The following is a 16,415-nucleotide window of genomic DNA, read 5'->3' on the forward strand; positions in this document are numbered from 1 at the left end:
AACAAATTAGTAATAACTAAACAAGAACTTGCTGCCATTCGAGGCGGTCAAGTGTACGGGATCTTTCTAAAGCCCGTTCAAAACTATCTAGTTTGGCATCAATGGTCAAAGGTTCGCCAACGTAGCCTTGAACTGCTTCTTGGGTTTTTAAACCATTGCCAGTGATATAAACCACTGTAGTTTCATCTGGATCAATTTTGCCAGCTTCTACCAATTTTTTCAGCACAGCGATAGTTGTACCACCTGCTGTTTCGGTAAAGATACCTTCAGTTTCTGCTAAGAGTTTGATGCCTTCGATAATTTCTGCATCAGTGACTGATTCAATATTACCGCCAGTTTTTTGGGCTATTTCTACTGCATAAACCCCATCTGCTGGATTACCAATAGCAATGGATTTAGCAATTGTATTGGGTTTAACTGGTTTAATAAAGTCACGACCTTCTTTGAAAGCCTCAGCAATGGGAGAGCAACCTTCAGCTTGAGCACCGCTGAAACGGACTTTTTTCCCTTCTACCAAACCAACTTCTACAAATTCTTGGAAACCTTTATATATTTTGGTGAAGAGGGAGCCGGAAGCTAAAGGTGCAACTACGTGGTCTGGCAATTGCCAACCTAATTGTTCTGCCACTTCAAAACCGAGGGTTTTAGAACCTTCAGAGTAGTAGGGACGCAAGTTAATATTGACAAATCCCCAACCATGGGTGTTAGCTACTTCTGAACAGAGGCGATTGACTTGATCATAGTTGCCTTTAACTGCCATTAAAGTTGGGCTGTAGATAAGACTACCCAAAACTTTACCGGCTTCTAAATCTGCGGGGATGAAGACACAGCAATCTAAGCCAGCATGAGCAGCGATGGCTGCTGTAGAATTAGCTAAGTTGCCGGTGCTAGCACAGGAAACTGTGGTGAAGCCTAATTCTCTAGCTCTACTCAGGGCCACAGACACCACCCGATCCTTGAAGCTGAGGGTGGGCATGTTGACGGCATCATTTTTAATATATAGCTTGTTTAAACCCAGGCGACGGGCAAGACGATGGGAACGTACCAGGGGAGTCATACCAGTTCCTACGTCGATCACATCATCAGTGGCTACAGGCAAAAAGTGACGGTAACGCCAAATAGAATTTGGCCCAGCTTGAATAGTTTCTCGGCTGACTAAGCTACGTACAGCATTGTAATCGTACTTAACCTCCAGCGGGCCAAAGCATAATTCACAAACGTGACTAGCTTGGAGTTCATATTCTGCGCCACATTCTTTACATTTAAGGGCAGTGAAAGTGGCATTGCCTGCTTGCTTGAGGTTTGCGATCGCTTGGTTTGCTGTAGGTATTGCCTGAGTCATAGAACTAGCCTTCCCTGGATGTCTGTGTGTTTGTCCGTCAACTTTTGCCTGATAGTAACACGAGCAAAAATACTCGTCAAACATACCCGACAAAAAAAGTCGGATATTTAAAGGCAATATAGCAGGTGACAGTGCTAAAAGCCTTTGCTTGTCTAGCTTTTAACTTCAGTTCCGGATCAGATGAAACTCTTATTCTTCCGTAGACTAGAAAGCTTGTTCTTTTGTTGAGTAACTTCAAAACACCTTTAACCCAAACTTAGGTTAATCTTGAAGTTGTGTATTAACACAGTTTTACGAGTTGTTAAAAATAATTATATATATTAATCGAATCTAACTGGTTTAAACACAAAATTGAACAGGTCTATACAATCTATAAGTATTATTACTTGCGCGTAGACAAATAAAACTTTTAATACTTGAACTTACTTAAATAAATATACGTAGAAAATAATTTAGTGTAAACTTTTTTAATACTTTGATTGATACCACTTTTAATACTGTCATTTATGCCTTAAGATATACAGGGAAAATACCATGTATCAAAATTAGGAGCAAGTTTAGTAGTGTTTACATACAAATATAGATAATCCTAGAACCTGTGTAATTGTATTAATACGGAAAGCTAAGACCTAAATTCAGTGTTGAAACCCAACCCTTGTCATCACACTTCTTTGCTAGCTTCAAAGAAGAGTAGGTAAAAAACATTTCTGAGTTACATGGTTGCTGATACAAATATAAACTTATTGGTTCTGGCTTAAATATCCACAGTCAAACTCTCAACAACATCTCAGGCAATTTGGTCATTATCTACGCTTTCCACAACTTTTCCATAATCTTTTCCTAAATTGAAAATCGAGCTAACTTACCTATTAACTATGCATCAAACAATTTTATATCCTTACTGATTCATAGTTATTTCTTCTAGATAACCACAGTTACTAAATCTAGGTTAGATAAGCTTTATGCAAGTCTTTATATTAATAAAGACTGAGATTTTCTCTCTCATATAAATGCGTGAATAATGGTCTTAACTAATGATTTCCAATTGTCTAGCAATTAGAGAGGATTTAGTATGAGCCAGTTAAATCTGCATATGCTTTGTTGAATTACGACTAGAGAAATAATCAGCAATTTAATTGCTGCTTTTAGTTTATTCAACAAAAAAAATAGTGTTGTGAGTGCTATAACTTCCCATGAAATCAAATCAAAAACCTGTGCATCGTCAAAAATCCCGTGTTTTGCGGACTTTATTAGCAACAGCATTTTTAACTAATGGCATATTTCAATTTATTGCTCCCGTCTTAGCAGAAGGAACTGCCGCAGGAACATCCATTAGTAACCAGGCGACTGCTACTTATGAAGATCCAAATGAAACAGGTACAACCATCAATTCAACCTCAAATACAGTTACCGTCACTGTAGCTGAAGTTGCAGGTATTACAGTTGCTGCATCTGGAGTCACAGATAACAATGGTGGTTCTGTTGCTGTAGGTGATACCTTAACCTATACCTACACCATCACTAACATTGGTAACGACCCAACCAAATTTAGAATCCCCAATTTAGCTAAAGTAAGTGGACAAGCTACAGTTAGCGGCAACTTAGAATACAGCACAGATGGTGGCACAACCTGGACCGCCATTACTGGCACAGATGTAACCACAAGTTCCATCGTCCCTGGTGGTAGTGTATTAGTGCGTGTACCAGTGACAGTAGCAAGTGGTGCTAAATCTGGTGATGTGATTAAAGTCACCCTTGGTGATACCCAATCAGAAAATGCTCAAAACGTACTGCGGAATGATAGCGGTGGTGACGTTTATACCGTAGATAACCCAGATTCAGATCCTAATGATGTGGATGGTGCACCTGTGAACGGTGTCAGGGAAGCTAGTAATAGTCAACAAACTACCGTAGGTGCTACTCCCAAAAACTACTCTTTAGCAACATTGTTGAAGGTGAGAACTGGCTACAACAATAATTCCACCCCTAGCAATATCACAGACGACAAACTCACATACAGTTTAAGTCTGAAAGTAGAAAATAGCGATGTTACTGGACAAGGAATTAACCCTGCGCCTTTGGCAGGTTCTACTCTGAATGTGGACAGTTCCAGTAGTACCGCTTATATCTTGGTATCCGATGCCGTTCCTAAAGATACGGAATTAGCTGCTACCCCTACACCACCCCCTGGTTGGGACGCAGTATACACGTTAGATCCAGTTACAACTGATGCTAATGCTGCACAGTGGCGGAGGTTTACCACTACACCTCCTACTTTAGCCAATGTCACTCGTGTTGGTTTCATCAACAAACCAGCTCAAGTTTCTTCCATTGCTCCTGGTACCACCATTACAGGCTTCTCGGTTCAAGTCAAAGTTAAATCGACTGCTACTTCTCCTTTAAATGTGGCGAATATTGCCCAGGTATTTGGTCAAACTTCTGGCAATAATCTCCCTGTATACGATGAATCCGGTGACCAAAATCCCAGTAACTACGATGGTCCAGTGGGTAATATGACACCACCTGTTGGTGCACCTGATGCCAACAGTGACGGCATCCCCGACAGCATCCCAGATACAGCAGTTGATGATGGTTTCGTCAATAACACTGGTACTATTGCAGCGATTGATACTGAAACAGGTATTGATAACAGCAACAACAACACTGGTACTACCGCTGGTGGTGATGCCAACGTCTTTACAGTTCAAAACGCGGCAAATTCGTCCATTCTCAATGGTCCGAAAGATGCTCCTGGGGCGACTGGACCTGATGGCACGACAGCCACTGACTTTACTAACAAATCTTCCTTGATTCCTGCCGGAACGCTACCAGGCAGTACCATTAATCCTTCTGCGGTTGGTTTCCAAAACACCTTTAAGAATGATGGTTTAGATGCTGGTGTAGTCACCCTCACACCAACAGCACCAACTAATTTGACAGATTTACCAACAGGAACCAGGGTGACAATTACCTATGGTAGTAATTCTGCTGTTTATACTTACGATAGCGGCACTGGTATCTTCACACTCAACACAGGATCAACTATTACCATTCCTAATGTAGCAGGTGGAGCTAGTGTTAACTATGGTGTGGAAGTAGATTTACCCACTGGTACTCAGTTATCCACAGATATCGATAAAGGCTTCCCTGTCCGAATTACAGCTGCGATCGATAATTACACAACTGATACTAATACTGATGGTATCAAAGACAGTGGTAACGATGGTACCATTGATGCCTCTAACATCACCATTGACCGGGTATATACAGGCTTCTTGAAACTGTTGAAATTCTCCCGGATCTTGAAAGGTTCAGGGCCAGATGTAGGTACAGGACAGGGTAATTTTGAGTCTACTCCAGCCGTTAATGGTATCGATCCTAATCCATCTGTAGCTGATGTACCAAGAGTTCCAGCACCAGGCAATATTATTGAGTATCAGATTCGCTACAAGAATATTTCCGAAGTTCAATCTGGTACAGGTAACGTGATTTTGAAGGCTGATAAGGTGGTCATTACTGAAGATGGCACACAAAGTCCTAATAACTGGGCACTAGATAATGATGTGAATGGTCAAAGTGATACTAGCAACCAGCCCACCAAAGCTGTAGATCCTCGCGGTACCATTACCTTCTTCAGCGGTAATCCCGCCAACACGAGTGTAGGTGATATTACTGGAACAACAGCAGATACTGATGTCACCAAGTATATCAATAGCTTGAACGGCACTGTTGATCCACAAGTGGAAGGCAACTTTACCTTCCAACGGAAAGTGAACTAACATTTCCTACTCCCTCTCCAGCAGCTTTGGAGAGGGACAAATAATAACCATTTTGTCGAAATTTTGAGGTAATTTTCTGATGGACAGTATGAAGGCGAATGTACTCCGTAAAACTTGCAGTTATCTTTTAGTGGCAGCAATACCATTAATCAGTCAAATGCCGGGAGTAGCTGATTTATGGCAGCCTACTAGTGCTGTTGCCCAAAATGTCAATAAGAAATCTGCCCTACAGTTGCGGTTAAATGCAGAAAAACAGATAGTTGCCCAGGATCAGCAAGGCAAACAAACCAAGGTATGGCAACCCTTGAAAGGACAAGCGGTGGTACAGCCAGGAGATGTGTTGCGTTATACCTTAACTGGAGAAAATACTAGCGATCGCCCAATTAAGAATGTCACCATTAACCAACCCATTCCCCAAGGTATGGTCTATGTGATGAAGTCCATCACTGCCCCCGATGATACCAAAATTACTTATAGCGTTGATGGCGGACGTAGTTTTACGGAAAATCCCACAGTGCAAGTCAGACTGCCCAACGGCCAAGTAGAAACTCGCCCTGCACCAGCTAGTGCCTATACTCACCTACAATTTAAGTTGCCAGAATTGGGTGCAAAAACCACATTAAAAGCAACTTATAAAACTCAAGTACGTTAAATTTGCCAGTAATTAAATGCTGTGTACTGAGTAAGTGCTGGTAAACTATTACCCATTGATTTTGCAGTATAAAACCTCAATTATACTAGTATCTTGAACAAGAACACAGGTGGCATCCGTCAGGTAATTGGTCTCATCAGCCGTCCTCATCCACCACAACCCAACAAAATTTCTGGCAGTAGGAAGTGGTATAAAGTTTTAGCGGCTACTTTTCTACTGTCTAGTGGACTTCAAACCACTATTGTTCTACCTACTCAAGGCCAACAAACGGGAGCCTCTGTTACCCAAGGTAGAGTGATTGATTTTTTCAATCAAGCCGATTACACCTACACATTTAAAGACCCTGATCCAGTAGGGGGGGGAACAATTCCAGAGGGAATTATTCGCGGTGCCTCTAACCCGAATACTCTGAATAATGCCTTAGTAGACCCCTTTGGACAGATTTTAGGTTGTAGTGGTACACAATTGTCTGACTATACTGGCTTCTCCGTCGCTTTGTATGCAGCTGACCCCAGTGACCCTACTGGTACTGAATTAGGTAGCTTGCTTGCCCTCACGAAAACAGAAGTCCCTGATGTACCAGGTAACGGGATTCCTGCCGGTAGAGAGCCAAATGTGGAAAATAGTAACCCCTATTTTCTCAGCAATAATCCAGCAGGTGCTTACAACTTCTGGTTAGATTCCCGCAAAGGCCAAACTGATGTAGGCAAAACCTACATTTTAGTAGTTAATCCTCCTGCAAATTCCATTTATCAACAGAGACGTATTCAAATCAAAATTTTGGCCAATACCGCTAGTGGTGGCAACATCATTGTCAGCTATCTAGCATCATCTTTAGATGGTCAACCGATTAGTAGTACAGGGCAAACTCAGGTAGAAGTTTCCCAGGTATTAGTAAATAATGCAGAAATTCAAGGGCTAAGATTACTAGCTTTTCAACTCACTGCCAACATGTGTCAACCAAACCAAGTGCGGATTGTCAAAACAGGCGATCGCGCTACGGCAGAACCAGGAGACACAGTTATCTATCGGTTATCAATAAAAAATTTATCAGATACAACATTAAAAAATGTGGTAATTACTGACTCTTTACCCTTGGGATTCCGGTTCCTACCTCAGACAGTCAGGGCAGAATCAGGGGGTCAAGTAGCAAATATCAGCAGCGAAAGTAATGGCAACACCATCACCTTTAAAACTGATATTAATCTAGCCACTAACCAAATTTTAAATCTTGTCTATGCCGTGCAATTGACAAATGATGCCCAACGGGGCACAGGTCGCAATAGCGCCATTGTCAATGCCCAGCGAATTGATAATAATTTAGCCACTAAAGACGGCCCTGCCAGCCACACATTAAAAATTAGACCAGGTATTACCAGTGATTGTGGCACGATTATCGGTCGCGTATTTGTAGATAAAAACTTTGATGGGGAACAACAACCAGGGGAAGCGGGAGTACCCAATGCGGTGATTTTTTTAGAGGGCGGCAACCGCATTACCACTGATGCTAATGGTTTATTTTCCCTCGCTAACGTCCTGCCAGGATACCACACCGGAGTCATCGACCTGAGTAGTTTGCCTGGCTATACCTTAGCTCCCAATCAAAAATTCAGCGAACGCAACAGTCAGTCACGTCTAGTGCGGTTAGAACCAGGCGGTTTAGTACGCATGAATTTTGCTCTCACACCTAGCTTTCAAGAGCAAGTCGAAAAATGAAACCAAGGCTGCACCATCCACATAAAGTTAACCTGAGATTAATGGGGGCGATCGCTAGCGCCTTCAGCTTTGTGTTTTCACAGCAAATAGTCCAAGCCGAAGATACTAGCCCCAGTCAACCAGTCTCAGACCCTCCATCACCCGTCAGCCCTGAAGATAGCGTACAGCCACAGGAAACGAGTACCGATAGCGCCGCTACTAATACCCCACCAGCCCCCACACCGGAAACAGTAGCCATTCCACCTGCACCAGAAGTCTTACCCGCTGCACCACCTACCCGAACTATCCCCACAGCCCCTTCCCTCAACTTTCCCTCAACCCCTACCACACCAGCACCAGCCAGCACCCCAGCCACTACCCTTCCCACCAAAACCATCGCCCAAACCTCAGCCACAGGGCTGAAAATCCTCACCCCCACATCTGAAACTGTCTTAGATATACAAGCCACCTCCGTTATGGTGCAATCACCAGTGGGTAGTGAGGTGCAATTGCGAGTCAATGGTCAGTTAGTCGATAGCGCCTTGATTGGGCGGATCGAAACTGATACCACTAACAACCTATTGACCCAAACTTGGTACGGTGTCGTTCTCAATCCTGGGGAAAACACCATTTCTGCCCAAATCGAAGGAAGTCAAGCACCCCCCATCAGCGTGCGGGTAGTGGTAAGAGGTATCCCCACCCAATTAAAAATCGAGCCAAGAGAAGCGCGTATCCCCGCCGATGGACGTTCTTTGGCGATGATTCAAGGTCAACTGTTAGATGAAAATGGCAATCGCGCCAAACAAGATGCAGTCATCACCTTATTTCCTACAGCCGGGGAATTTGTGGGAGCAGACTTTAAACCTGACCAACCAGGTTTTCAAGTAGAAGCTAAAAGTGGTCAGTTCACAGCTGCCTTACGTTCCGACCTCAAGGCTCAAACAGTACGAGTGCGGGCAGTCACCAACGAATTAGAAGCCTTTACCCAACTACAATTTGAAACGGCCTTGCGTTCCAGTTTGGTAACTGGAGTGATTGATTTACGTCTGGGTGCCAGAGGCACAAATTACTATGGACGTTATCGAGATTTTTTACCAGGCGATAAAGACCATAGTACCCAAGTAGACTTTCATACAGCTGTATTTGCCACGGGAGCCATTGGCGAATGGTTATTCACAGGAGCATACAACAGTTCTCGAAGTTTGAATGAAGATTGTAACTGTGACTCTCGGCTGTTTAGAGCTTCCCAAGGTAGTGACCAAAACTATCCAGTCTATGGTGATAGTTCCACCAGTACCGTTGTTACACCTTCTATTGATAGCGTCTTTGTGCGGTTAGAGCGATCTCGTCCCACAGTAGGAGTCAGCCCCGATTATGTGATGTGGGGTGACTACAATACAGAAGAGTTTGCCCGATCATCCCAACAATATACGGCCACAACTCGCCAATTACATGGATTTAAAGCCAACTATAATTTAGGCGACCTGCAAATTACAGGTTTTTACGGCAACCATTTAGAAGGATTTCAACGAGATACCATTGCTCCAGACGGTACCAGTGGTTATTACTTCCTTTCCCGACGCATTTTGCTACCGGGCAGTGAAAATATCTTTATTGAATTAGAAGAACTGAATCGTCCAGGTACAGTAATTCAAAGAAGTCAGTTGAATAGGGGACAAGACTATGAAATCGATTACGATCGCGGCACGGTATTATTCCGGGAACCAATTCTCCGCACTGATGTTGATGGCTATGGACAAATTTTAGTCCGCCGAATTGTTGCTACTTATCAATACGATACCCAAGACTCTGACAGCTATATCTATGCGGGTCGTCTCCAATACAACTTTGACCGCACTCCCAATCAAGAGACTTGGTTAGGAACCAGTTATCTGCGAGAGCATCAAGGGGTACGCAACTTTGAACTCTATGGAGCGGATGCACAGATATCTCTAGGCAATAGCGGTAAATTAATTGCTGAATATGCTCACTCGACCAACGATTCTGATTTAGTGGGAACCGTGAGCGGTCAGGCCTATCGTTTGGAAGTGCAAGGAGAAATTTTCAAGGGTTTACAAGGTAGCGCCTATTATCGGTTTACAGATACTGGCTTTGCGAATAACGCCACCATTAGTTTTGTGCCTGGACAAACTCGTTATGGTGCACAACTCACTGGAAAAGTTTCTGAATCTACAAGTCTGCGGTTCCAATACGACCACGAAGATAACTTTGGCATTGCCCCCCAACCACGCAATACCTTTGAAGAACTGTTTGCACCGCAAACTGAAGCCACACCAGGTAGTAAAGTGGATAACTCCTTGACCACAGTTATGGCAGGAGTGCAACAGCGGTGGGGAGATGCCACATTTGATATTGATTGGATTTATCGCGATCGCCAGGATCGGATGGCTGAGGACTCTAGTAATCGGACCTCTCAACAATTGCGATCGCGTTTTACTTTGCCCTTGGCTAAAAATCTCACCTTCATGGCCCAAAATGAACTGAGTTTATCTAGCCAAACCGATAGTGTTTATCCCAACCGCACAATTTTCGGGTTAAATTGGGAAGCCATCAAAGGCATTAACGTTAGCCTCACCCAACAATTTTTCACCGATGGTCAATATAGTGGGAATTCCATCACCAGTTTAAATGTCAACGGTGAACATAAGCTAGGTTCAGACACTACTATCACTGGTCGTTATTCCATCGTCGGTGGTGCTAATGAAATGACTACCCAAGGGGCCATTGGTTTAAATAATAAATGGACTATCGCTCCTGGTTTAAAGTTGAGCTTGGCCTATGAACATGTGTTCGGCAACTTCTTCGGCCGTACCGCTAGTAGTCAGCAATTTTCTCAACCCTATGCCTTTGGTCAAGCTGCTTCTGGCATTAGCTTTAATAGTGGTGACAGTTACAGCATTGGCATCGATTATACTGATAATCCCCTGTGGCAAGCCAGCGCCCGTTATGAGTATCGTTCTTCCTCCAGTGGTAATAATACCGTTATCTCCGGTTCTGTCACTGGCAAACTTTCACCTGCCATTACTGCTTTAGCACGTTATCAACAAGCCAATTCTTCTAATCAAAAGCTAGTGGGCTTAGGGGACACAATTAATTTGAGAGTAGGTTTAGCTTATCGTGACCCCAATAGCGATAAATTTAATGCCTTACTACGTTATGAATATCGCCAAAATCCCTCCACTATCCCTGATACACTGCTGCTAGGTACTGGCACGGGTTCAGAAGACCATACCTTCGCCATGGAAGCGATTTACGCTCCTAACTGGCAATGGGAATTTTATGGTAAATATGCCCTGCGTAATAGCACTTCCTACCTAGCCCAGGATTTAGCGGGAACCAGTACAGTCAATTTGGCTCAATTCCGCGCTACCTATCGTGTGGGATACAACGTGGATGTAGTGGGTGAAGCTAGGGTTATTAATCAATCTACTTACACAGAAACAGGCTTTGTGGTAGAAGCAGGTTATTATCTCACTCCCAATCTGCGCCTCTCCGCTGGTTATGTGTTTGGTAAAGTTGATGACCGCGACTTTTCCGGTACTCGTTCTGCAAATGGCCCTTATTTAGGTTTAACTCTCAAACTCAACGAATTATTTGAGGGTTTTGGACTCCAAAAAGTTGCACCACCCCAACAAAAAGAATCTGTAATTCAACCAGTTGTGGAACAGCCAGGAACACCAGGGAAGTTAAAAATATGAAATTTTTATTATTAAAAAATCAATTAAATTTGACCAATTTATATCAAATAAATACAACCCATTCGCCTTGTCCAATCAGAAAAGTAGGGATAATGGGGATAATTTTCTTATCAGTTGTTAGTCAAATAAATATTGCATTGGCTCAAAGTCAACCAACAGGATGGAAAGTAATTGTTAATAGTCATCGAGATGTAGAAATTACCCCTGATGGGGAATTAACATTACGAGAAGCTATTTCTCTGGTCAATGGTAGTTTAAGAGTAGAACAGTTGAGCGATCGCGAAAAAAATCAGGTGGAAGCTTTGACTGGTAATTCCTCCCGCATCGAATTTAATTTACCACCACAACAAACCACTATTGCCCTCCAAGAACAATTACCACCCTTAACTAGCCCTGGCTTAACCATTGATGGGACAACCCAGCCAGGATATGATGCTAACTCATCTCCCACCGCCGAAATTAAGATTCCCCAACCCATAGTAAGTTTAACTGTCGCTGGCAATGCAGAGGTACTGCGGGGGTTGACTGTTCTGGCTAATAACATCACCATTCGTGGTTTGAGCATTTATGGCTTCACCTCTACCCACGCAGACACAGCCAGCACTCCTCCAGCCGATATTTTTATTGCTCCTAACTTTATCCCTCCCATCACTAAAGTTCTCACCCCCTTAGTTGGCACATTGCCACAACTAGAAAACCTCACCCCCACAGAAAACGTCGTCATTGAGGATAACTGGTTGGGCATTATGCCTGATGAAACAGTACCACCTGTTACTTCTGCCTTTGGAGTATCTGTTTTTAATGCCGTGGGCACAACCATCAGAAGAAACCGCATCTCTTATCACGATGGCAGTGCTATTATTACCGGACTGCGGGCAGAAAGAATGCAGATTGCAGAAAACATCATTCTCGGTAATGGTATTGCGGGAATGCCTGATGCCATCCGCTTAGATGGGAAAATTCATCAATCAGAGATTCGCTCGAACTTGATTTGTGCTAACGATGGTAGCGGTGTCTTTGTGTTTAGACCAGAAGGGGCAGTACGGATTTGGCAAAATCAAATTAAATTTAACGGCCGAAGGTTGCGACGTGCTGCCGTTTATTTAATGGGCAATGACAACCAAGTAGAAGATAACGAAATTACCTACCAATCAGGAGCCGGAGTCGTAGTTACATCCTATCCCCAAAGCGATCGCAATCAGATTATCAATAATCGCTTTTCTCATTTAGAAGGATTAAGTATTGACCTCAATACCCAACATAACGTAGGTGTACAAGACTTTCAAAATGGTGATGGCCCCAACCCACAGCGTAATTCCCCCAACCGACGGTTAGATACAGCCAACGCTGGTATTAATACACCAAAATTCCTTAGTCATGAGTTCTTTTGGCGGGAAAGTGGTGTTGTTGGCATTGATGGACTAGCTGACCCCAATTCCCAGATTGATATTTATCGCGTCAGTGGAAATCCAGATAGCTATGGTTTTTTACAAGAGCGTATCGGTACAGCCAACGCAGATGCTCAAGGCAAATTTAGCTTGAACTTAAGCAACCTCCAACCAGGAGAAAGAATCAGTGCCATTGCTACTCTGCCTCAGTATGGCACATCTGAACCGACTTACCCATCCTTAATTCGTTCTCTAGATACTAGCCAACCTCCGACCAACTCCACCGTAAAAATTGCTCAATCCTTACCCCAGTGTGTCACCAAACCAGTAGCAGAAACACCTCCACCACCTCCCCCACCACCGACTATACCTCCAGCACCAATCATTCTCAAAGTCCCGAAAAATATTCACTTTGCCCTAGATAAAGACAATATCAGTCCTACTAGTGGGAAAATCTTAGATGCGATCGCTCAAGTTTTACGTGATAACCCCTCTATCATTATCGAAATTCAAGGCCATACAGATAGACGAGCTAGCAATGCCTATAACTTGAAATTGGCAGCCCGCAGAGCTAAGTCCACCAGAAATTACCTCATCCGTCGGGGAATTGCCCCAGAACGCATGACCATTCGCTCTTTTGGTGAATCCCAATTACTCACCGATGGTAGCAGCAAGCTAGATCATGCTCGTAATCGGCGTGTAGAAATTAACTTCCAAGATTTCCGAGGCTTTGAGGTAATTGTCCAAGAACAAGATTTGCAACTGGAATAAAGGAGATATTTGTTATCAGCAAAATAATTTCATTTAGTCAAAATCTCAAATCTAAAATCTAAAATTGCTATGAGTCCAGTGTTAAAAAAAAATCTTTTAGCAGCTAATCATAACCCTGTAAACAACTATAAAAAATTCCTCAGTAGTCTAGCCTTATCAATGTGCTGTTTGAGTTATTGGACACAGATTGCTCATGCTGAAGGCAGTCGCAGTCTTTATCCTAGTGCAGCCACTGGCAGCAGAGCTAACATAGAATGGCGAAATAGCAAGTATGGAAATCTCATATTCCGTCGCACATTGTTAAAAGTATTTGCCAAACAAGGTGAATATATTTTAACTGGCTCTTCTGCTGTTGATGTCGGCAGTGGAGATATTTTGATTTTTAACCCTGGTCGTGTCACTGGTAGCGTTGGTGAGGAAACAATTCCCAGCACCGCTGATTTTCGTTGTTCTCCTGTCACAACAACCAATGCTGGAAAAATTACCTCCCGCGCACTAGAATTAGCCGGGCCTCGGTCAGTTGATGGAACTGGTAACACCTCTGGTTATATACCTTGTGCTTATCAAGCTCCCTCAACTGGGATTTATGATGTAGTTTTCTACGGTCCTGATGGCAATAATGTAGATACACAGGGTACGATTGCAGCAGACATTGCTTTATCCAATTCCATCAATTTTGATACTACTCAACGCACGAGTGTAGCAGCGTGGGACGTTACAGTCCGCAGTAGTGACATATCTTCAACCACTGATATTACTGGACGACTATTTAGTTATTATTTAGCTTTATTTACTGGAGCAAATGGCAGACCTCTGAATTTCCCAGTTTATCCTGTCACGACCGATGGATTTCGTTATCGTATTACACTTAGAGGTACAGATCCCAATGGTTTTGCCTTATACGGTAACCAAGTAGGTTTCTTTGACAGTGATGGTGTAACACCTCTTTACCATAATGTGTTAGGCACTGATGCTCAGTTAACAACTCCACAGGGTGGGGTTAAATTATCTCGTCCCCAATATCCTACTTTCTTTAACCTGCTTGACGATCAAGCATTAGCATATATTGATCGGTATAATCCAAATGGCACCCTAGATGGAACTGGTATTCCCGTTCTTCCCGGTATTCCTACTATTACTAACGTCGGCTTTACAGGTACTGCGGCAGCAAATAACAGTAATTTTGGTACTGGTGGTACTTTTAATTTTGACAGCAATGTTGAAGGTTATTACACAATTATTATCAGTAGAGATGGGGTCAACTTTGATCCTACCAAGGCAGAAAATCGGATTATCAGAGGAAATATCACGACTCCTGGTTCTCAAACAGTTCCTTGGGATGGCAAAGACAACAATGGTTCGTTTTTCCCAGTGGGTACTGGTTACAAATTTGTAGTCAGAACCCAAGCTGGTGAATATCACTTTCCCCTACTTGATGCAGAGAACAATTTTTCCGGTGGGCCAACCATTGAAATGCTCAATGCTACTAATCCACTAGGTAACAGGACAGCATTTTACGACGACAGGGGATATAAAACTATTGGCGGTACAACTATTGGTACTATTGGTTCCGTACTATGCGGTATTAATCCTCCTAACCCCGCCTTTAGTGACCCACTCAATGGTTTTGATAGTAGTTTAAATAACCGCAAATTCGGTCAATCTGGTGACAATGGAAATGCTAATACCAGCTGTAACGGTTCCTTTGGTGATGTCAAAGGACTAGATATCTGGACTTATTATACTCCTGTACTCGCACCGACTGACTTTAATATTGTTGATGCTGTTTCAGCAAATGCAGGAAAAGTCATCATCAATGAAGTGCTATATAAAGAAGTTGTCGGAAGTCCTGCTGCTTCCAATCCTGAATTTATTGAACTGTATAATGCCTCTTCGGTGGCTGTAAATTTGACTGGTTTTATCTTGTCAGATGGACATTTGACAGCTAGTGATAATGATGGAGCCAACGGCTTTACTTACACATTTCCTAATGGCACTACTCTCCAACCTGGTAAGTATGCAGTAATTTGGCTTGGTAATAATACCCCTAATAATCAAGCTACTAATGCTGCTTTTCAAGATTGGTTAGGAAATAATCCTAAACTCAATAACACTGGTGACGATATTTGGTTATACGATAATCAAAATAAGGTAATTGATTATATTGCCTATGGCACTGGTGGGGAAATTAATCAAACTCCAGCCTCTGTATTGAATCTTTGGAATGATGTCAATCAATCTAATTTAGCTAATGCTAGTGTAAATCAATCTATTAGTCTGACTCCCAATGGTCAGGATAGTAATAGTAGCAGTTGTTGGGAGCCAACCACAAGTACAGTACCTCTGACGAATTGTAGTAATGATTTGCAAACTAGAGATACTGATACTGTGACTGGTCGAATTACTAGTGTGGGAGAAAATAATAATGGTTCTAATCCTCCCAATTTAGTGTTAGTGAAACGCATTACTAGAATTAACAATTCAGATATTACCCAAATAGTAGATGGACGTAGTGATGTGCCGACCACTGATAATAATTATGTTATTCCTGCTCGTGCTGATGAAGATAACGACCCTAAATGGCCTGCTAATTATTTGCGTGGTTTAATTAATGCGGGAACAGTTAAACCAGGAGATATTTTAGAGTACACAATTTATTTTCTTTCCAATGGTCTAGGTAATGCTACTAAAGTTAAGTTCTGCGACTTAGTGCCTAATAATGTTACTTTTTTACCCACAGCTTTTAATGGGTTAACCCCCAAAGATGGTGGTTTACCAACAGCAGAGCAGGGTATTGCTCTAGCAATTGGTTCAATTACTCCATCATTTTATTTGACAAACGCAGCAGATAATGACAGAGGCAGGTTATATATACCAAATGATCCAGCTACACCGGCTCTCTGTGGCAGCAATACAAATGGTGCAGTTGTCGTAGATATTACGAGAGATCCAGATACTCCCTCTTTGCCGGCAGCTACTGGTTCTGGTACACCATCAAGTTCCTATGGATTTATTCGCTTCCGAGGAACAGTGAAATAATTACAGCATAGATGTAATCAACTACTTCTG

General features: G+C 42.7%; 7 protein-coding genes. 6 read left to right on the forward strand and 1 reads right to left on the reverse strand.

The window, feature by feature from the left end:
• Nucleotides 1-16: 16 nt before the first annotated feature.
• Entirely contained in the window at nt 17-1,342 is a 1,326-nt protein-coding gene (thrC, locus tag H6G73_RS12445; RefSeq protein WP_190604824.1) for a threonine synthase, read from the reverse strand.
• 1,193 nt (nt 1,343-2,535) lie between these two features.
• On the opposite strand from thrC, the gene H6G73_RS12450 reads away from it, so the two are divergent.
• The 6 genes from H6G73_RS12450 to H6G73_RS24175 all read left to right on the forward strand — a co-directional run bounded on the left by H6G73_RS12450 (nt 2,536) and on the right by H6G73_RS24175 (nt 16,385).
• Nucleotides 2,536-5,121, forward strand: coding sequence for a beta strand repeat-containing protein (locus H6G73_RS12450; protein ID WP_190604826.1), 2,586 nt, complete (start codon nt 2,536-2,538; stop codon nt 5,119-5,121).
• 88 nt (nt 5,122-5,209) lie between these two features.
• On the forward strand, nt 5,210-5,773 hold the full coding sequence (locus H6G73_RS12455) for a DUF11 domain-containing protein (protein ID WP_190604937.1): 564 nt from the start codon (nt 5,210-5,212) through the stop codon (nt 5,771-5,773).
• A 135-nt stretch (nt 5,774-5,908) separates the two neighbouring features.
• Nucleotides 5,909-7,489 carry a hypothetical protein gene (locus H6G73_RS12460; protein WP_313947899.1) on the forward strand — a complete coding sequence of 527 codons (1,581 nt, stop codon included), beginning with the start codon at nt 5,909-5,911 and terminating at the stop codon, nt 7,487-7,489.
• On the forward strand, nt 7,486-11,187 hold the full coding sequence (locus tag H6G73_RS12465) for a TonB-dependent receptor (RefSeq protein ID WP_190604828.1): 3,702 nt from the start codon (nt 7,486-7,488) through the stop codon (nt 11,185-11,187). Before H6G73_RS12460 ends, H6G73_RS12465 begins: the two co-directional genes overlap by 4 nt.
• Nucleotides 11,184-13,346 carry an OmpA family protein gene (locus H6G73_RS12470; RefSeq protein WP_242034185.1) on the forward strand — a complete coding sequence of 721 codons (2,163 nt, stop codon included), beginning with the start codon at nt 11,184-11,186 and terminating at the stop codon, nt 13,344-13,346. The genes H6G73_RS12465 and H6G73_RS12470 overlap by 4 nt, the downstream gene beginning before the upstream one ends.
• Before the next feature lie 69 nt (nt 13,347-13,415).
• Nucleotides 13,416-16,385, forward strand: a complete 2,970-nt coding sequence (locus H6G73_RS24175; RefSeq protein ID WP_199317715.1) for a lamin tail domain-containing protein — start codon at nt 13,416-13,418, stop codon at nt 16,383-16,385.
• The last annotated feature ends 30 nt before the right edge of the window (nt 16,386-16,415 follow it).

The organism is Richelia sinica FACHB-800 (genome assembly GCF_014698825.1).
Taxonomy (GTDB): Bacteria; Cyanobacteriota; Cyanobacteriia; order Cyanobacteriales; family Nostocaceae; genus FACHB-800.